We start from the raw sequence: 5,424 nt of genomic DNA, 5'->3' as shown, positions 1-5,424 counted from the left end.
CCCGTCGAGGCCCGGCGCCGGCCGGGCGCCGCGCAGCGCCGCGCGTTCCAGCCGCCGCACCGCCGAGACCCAGCGCGGCCGTTCCCAGCCGCCGGCACAGAGCGGGTGCTTGAGCACGGCGAGCAGCGGCACCGGCGCCAGCTCGGCCGCCGCGGCGCGGGCCAGCAGCCGCAGGAAGGCGCCGGCCGGCGTCTCGCCCAGCGGCTCGCCCGCCGAATCATCGGCCGTGACGCCATGGCGCGCGAGCTCGGCCGAGACGCGCCGCGCCAGGTCGCGGTCGGGCGTGACGAGCGCGACATGCGCCTTCGGATCCTCCAGCGCCTCCCGCAGGGTGAGGGCGATCGCGACCGCCTCCGCCTGCGAATCCGGCGCGGTGAGCTGGGCGAGGCCTTCCAGCGCCGGCCGCCATTCGGACGGGCGGCGGGACTGCCAGGCGGGCAGGCCCTCGGCCGGGCGCAGCGCCATGCCCAGCAGGTCCGGCCGGCGGATCGGCGCGGCGAGGTCCGCCGCCGCCTCGGCCGGGCAGCCTTCCCAGCGGCGGACATCCCCGCGGGCCGCGCCCAGGCGGTGCAGCAGGCGCTGCTGGCCGCAGAAGGGATGCGTCGGCGCCTCGCGGATCGCGTCCCAGACGCGGTCCTCCGTGCTGCCATGGTCGAGGCCGTGCAGCACCACGGCGCCGCGCGGCAAGCCGGTGGCGACGACGCGGAGCAATTCCTCGGCGGCCGGGATGGTGCCGCCGACGCCGATGCCGGCGGCGATCACGGGATGGGCCGGCGGCGCCGCCTGCCAGGCGCGGGTCTGGGCGCGCAGCGCCTGGGCCCGGCGCATGCCGATATCCAGCAGCCCTTCCTGCGCCAGCCAGTGCTGCCACTGCGCGGTGATCGCCCGCAGGAAGCGCAGCGTGATGTCCCAGTGCTGCGCATGGGTCTCCGGCACCAGGGCGGCCAGTCGTTCCAGCCAGTGGTCGTTCAGCGCATCCGGCGGGCTCGCGGCCAGCAGGTCGAGGTCCTTCTCCTCCAGCGCGATCTCGTCCAGCAGGGTGCCCAGCGCCCCGGCCAGCGACCAGGCCTGCTCCGGCGTGCCGGGGCCGCCATGCTGGCGCGGCAGGCGGGCGATGTAGCCGGCCAGCACCGCCTGGCGCCGCAGCGGCTCCACCGCCGGCGGCAGGTCGAGCAGGGTGGGCAGGGCGAGTTCGTCGGCATCCTCGGTGGACAGGCCGGCCAGCGCCCGCATGCGCGGCAGCAGCAGCGCCTGGCCATCCGCCGCACGCAGGAAGGCGATGCGCAGCGCGCGGGCGGAACGGCGCGTCGGCAGCAGGATGGTGACGCGCGACAGCGCCTCCGGCTGCCCGGCCGGAACCTGCCGCAGCACGCCGGCGGCGAGGCAGTCGAGGAAGGGCAGGTGCGCGGGGATGTCGAAGAGGTTCATGGCCGCACCGCCGCGGGAGGGGGCGCCGCCCCCAGCCGCACCCTTCCCGGCCGGGGACCGCACTTCCCCCCGGGCCCCCGCCTGGGCTGATCCCCGCGGCGCCGGCTCAAGGGTTCCGAGGGACCTTCGGCCCATGGCAGTGGGAGCGCGAGGGGGACGGCGTCCCCCCCGCCGGCGGCCGCATCAGAACAGCGCCCGCACGAGCCCTGCCCGCAGCGCGGCCTCGGCCCGGTCCAGGTCGGGCGGCGTCGAGAGATGGAACCAGACCCCGTCATGCACCAGTGCGAAGAGCCGCCCCGAGTCGATCGCCCGATCGTACAGGATGTTGAGGCTGAACTTCCCGCCTGGCGTATTGCGGAACATGCCGGGCGTGAGGATCTGCACGCCGGCGAAGACATAGGGGGCCAGCTCCCGCTCCCGCGGCCGGCGCACCCGGCCCAGCGGGTCGAGCAGGAAGTCGCCGCGGCCGATATCGCCGTCCACCTGGGCGCTGCGCACCACCAGCAGCAGCGCGTCCATCTGCGCCGGGTCGAAGGCGGCGGCCATGCGGCCGAGCGCCTGGCGCGGCCCGTCCAGCCAGACGCTGTCGCCATTCGCCACCGCGAAGGGGCCGTCGCCCAGCAGCGGGAGGGCGCGGGCGACGCCGCCGCCGGTCTCCAGCAGCGCATCCTCGCGCTGCAGGGCGATGCGGGGCGAGTCGCGGCCGGCGACCGCGGCGGCGACCTGGTCGGCGCACCAATGCGCATTCACCACCGCCTGGCCGATGCCGGCCGCCGCCAGCCGGTCCAGCGCATGGTCCAGCAGCGTGCGGCCGTCCAGCGTCAGCAGCGGCTTGGCGGTGGCGTCGGTCAGCGGGCGCATCCGCAGGCCGAGGCCGGCGGCGAGGACCATGCCATGGGTCAGCGTGATCACGCGGCGGGTCTCCGGCGGCTGGGGGTGGCCCCCGTCTACCCCGCGACCGCCCCGGCTGGAAACACCCGCCCCGCGCATCCGGGGCGGTTGCGTGGCGCCGCGGCCACGCCGGGTCAGCCCGGCGCCGGGTTGCGCCGCAACTCCTCGGGGATGTGCCGGTCGAGGAAATCCCGCAGCGGCGCGCAGGCCGGCTGGGAGAGGGAGCGGGCGAGCAGTGCCCAGCAGCGCGGCCCGTGCCGCAGGTAGTGCGGCTTGCCGTCCCGCCGTTCGAGCCGCACCCAGAGCGCGGCGACGCGGAGATGCCGCTGCGCCCCGCAGGCCGCCATGGCGCCGAGGAAGGCGCCGCGGTCCAACCCCGGCCGGGCATTCAGGTAGGCGGCCAGCGCCGCCCGCCGCGCCGTCGGCAGGACGTCGCGCCGCGCATCCTCGACCAGGGAGATCACGTCATAGGCAGGATGGCCGATGGCGCCGTCCTGGAAATCGAGGATCCCGGTGCGGCGCGGCCCGTCCCGCTCCTCGAGCCGCATGAGGTTGGCCGGGAAGAAGTCGCGGTGGACGAAGCCGCTGGTCCCGGCGAAGGGCGCCAGCATGGCGTGGATCGCCGCGTCCAGCTCCGCCCGGACCGACCCGGCGGGGTCGCGGCCGAAGGCGGCCGGCCACCACCAGTCGAGGAAGGTCGCCGCCGTGGCGCGCGCCATGGCCGCGGCATCCCAGGCCGGCAGGCCGGGCGGCGGCGCGGCGGCATGCAGGGCGGCCAGGGCCTCCGCCGCCTCGGTGTAGAGCGGCACCGGATCGGCGCCGGCATCGAGCAGCGCGGCATGCGTCGCCTCGCCGAAATCCTCGATCAGCAGGAAGCCCGCGCCAGCATCCTCGGCGATGATCTGCGGCAGCGACAGCCCGGCGGCGCCGAAATGCCGGGCCAGCGCCGCGAAGGGCCGCACATCCTCGGGCGGCGGGGCATCCATCAGCAGCGCCGGGCGGGGGCCGCCGACCAGCCGGACATAGCGGCGGAAGCTGGCATCCGCCGGCAGCGGGCGCCGCTCGGCCGCGGCGAAGCCATGGGCGGCGAGGAAGGGGTCGGGGTAGCGCATGCGGCCGCTGTCATGGACCGCCGGCGCGGCGCTGTCAGCCGGGAAAGCCGCCGGCCGGCGGGCCGCCGGCCCGGCCGGGCCCCGGCGCCGCGGGGTCAGGCACGCAATTCGCGGCTGAGCGACTGGACCGATCCGCGCAGCTCGTCGGCCCGGGCGGACAGGGCGCGGGCATCGCCATGCACCCCCAACCCTTCCTCGTTGGCGCTGCGGGCGGCGCCGCTGGCGCTCGTCACGCCCTCGACCACGCCGCGGGTGCTCGTCGCCGCCTCCTCCACCGTCCGGGCGATGCGCAGGCCGATGGCGCCCTGCCGCTCGATCGCCTCGGCGACCGCGGCCGAGAGGCCGGAGATCTCCTCGATCCGGCCGGCGATGCCGTTGATGGCGGCCACGGCCCCCTGCGTCGCCGCCTGCATGGCGGCGATCTGGCCGCCGATCTCCTCGGTCGCCTTGGCGGTCTGGGCGGCGAGCGCCTTCACCTCCCCCGCCACCACGGCGAAGCCCTTGCCCGCCTCCCCGGCGCGGGCCGCCTCGATCGTCGCGTTCAGCGCCAGCAGGTTGGTCTGCGCCGCGATGGTCTCGATCAGCCGCACCACGTCGCCGATGCGCTGCGCCGCCTGCGACAGCGTCTCGACCGCCAAATCGGACCGCCGCCCTTCCTCCGCGGCGCGGGCGGCGGCGGCGGCGGTGGCGGCCACCTGCTGCCCGGTCTCGCTGACGCAGCCGCTGAGGTCCTCCACCGCCGCGACGACGTCGCGGATGCTGTCGCTGACGCCCGTCGCGGCGTCGCCCGAACGCTGCGCCAGGCCGCTCGCCCGGTCGGTCGCCGCGACGATGCTGTCGGCCCGGCCGAAGATCCGCTCGGCGGCGGCGGCGACATCGTCGGCGATGCCCTGCACCCGGCGCTCGATATCGGCGGCCAGGACCAGCCGGCCTTCCCGCCGGGCCTTGGCCTCGGCCTCGCGCTCGGCCTCCCGCGTCTCGGCCTCGGCCGCCGCCGCGACCAGGCGGCTGCGGAGATTGGCCAGGGCCGTCAGGATCTCCGCCACCTCGTCCCCGCCGCGGGCGGGCGGCAGGGCGTTGCCGTAATCGCCCGTGGCCAGGGCGCGCGTCGCCGCGGTGGCGCGGCGCAGCGGCCGGATGACGGTGACCCGCAGGGCCAGCAGCGTGGTCAGCACGAAGCCGAGCGCGAGGCCGGCGACGACCGCAAGCTGGGTCCACAGTGCCGCCTGCTGCGACTGCTGCATCGGCGCCCGGTCCCAGACCAGGACGGCGCGGCCCAGCGCCGTCCCCTCGGGCGCGCGCACCTCCCGCACCAGCGCCAGGTAGCGGCCGCCGCCGGCGGGGTGCGACCCGACCTCGGCCTTCAGCAGGTCGCCCAGCGCAACGCCCGTCGCCCCGTCGCGCAGCCACTCATCGGTCGTGCTGCCGGCGGCCGGGCCGGTATCGGTGCGGAAGATGGCGCCGGCGAAATCCGGCCGGTCGCGCAGGCTGGCATAGGCGGCATGGACGCCGGCGCTGCGGTTGAAGCGCAGGCCCGGCGCCACGGCGGCCGCCACCAATTCGGTGGCCAGCCCGGCGGAGGCGGTGAACCGCGCCTCCATCCGCTCCCTCTCGCCGAGGTACTGCACGGCGGTGACCGTGCCGGCGAGGGTGAGCAGCATCACCCCGACCAGGAAGACGAGCTTCGCACCGATGCTGATCCGCATGCCAGAAACCTTCTCGTCGCAATGGCGCCGGCTGGGCGGCGGCTGGGGCTGCCGCCCGGCCAGGGTGGGCCGGGCGCTGCCCGGGATGCGCGACCCGCGTCAGGCCGAAGCCGTCAGGGCGGATGCGCCCGTCCCGGCCGGCCCGCCCTGCCGCCGGCCGACCGCCCGCGCCGGATCGAGGATGTCGCGTGCCCGCCGCCGGCCGTGACGCGGCGCGATCCGGCGGTGCCTTGCCCCGGGCGGCCCGGGCTGGCCCAAGCCGGGGCTGGCCGACGCCGCGCGGCGCG

General features: G+C 77.1%; 3 protein-coding genes and 1 pseudogene. All 4 read right to left on the bottom strand.

What is annotated here, in order from left to right:
• A pseudogene (locus E2C05_RS28295) lies at window positions 1-1,428 on the bottom strand (double-strand break repair protein AddB); the annotation flags it as partial.
• 183 nt (window positions 1,429-1,611) lie between these two features.
• Complete coding sequence (locus tag E2C05_RS28290; RefSeq protein ID WP_240046927.1) at window positions 1,612-2,340, bottom strand: nucleotidyltransferase family protein; 729 nt, start codon at window positions 2,338-2,340, stop codon at window positions 1,612-1,614.
• A gap of 113 nt (window positions 2,341-2,453) precedes the next feature.
• Window positions 2,454-3,431 (bottom strand): aminoglycoside phosphotransferase family protein, encoded by a 978-nt coding sequence (locus tag E2C05_RS28285; protein WP_133222986.1) that lies wholly within the window; start codon window positions 3,429-3,431, stop codon window positions 2,454-2,456.
• 95 nt (window positions 3,432-3,526) lie between these two features.
• A complete protein-coding gene (locus E2C05_RS34395; protein ID WP_133222985.1) occupies window positions 3,527-5,137 on the bottom strand; it encodes a methyl-accepting chemotaxis protein in 1,611 nt (536 codons plus the stop codon).
• Window positions 5,138-5,424: the final 287 nt, after the last annotated feature.

Source organism: Paracraurococcus ruber (genome assembly GCF_004353985.1).
In the GTDB taxonomy this organism is placed as follows: Bacteria; Pseudomonadota; Alphaproteobacteria; order Acetobacterales; family Acetobacteraceae; genus Paracraurococcus; species Paracraurococcus ruber.
This window is presented reverse-complemented; position numbering and strand designations above follow the sequence as displayed.

Bases quoted from the DNA above. Each gene is read 5' to 3' on its own strand.
- E2C05_RS28285 (WP_133222986.1), bottom strand. From the start codon at position 3,431: ATGCGCTACCCCGACCCCTTCCTCGCCGCCCATGGCTTCGCCGCGGCC.
- E2C05_RS34395 (WP_133222985.1), bottom strand. From the start codon at position 5,137: ATGCGGATCAGCATCGGTGCGAAGCTCGTCTTCCTGGTCGGGGTGATG.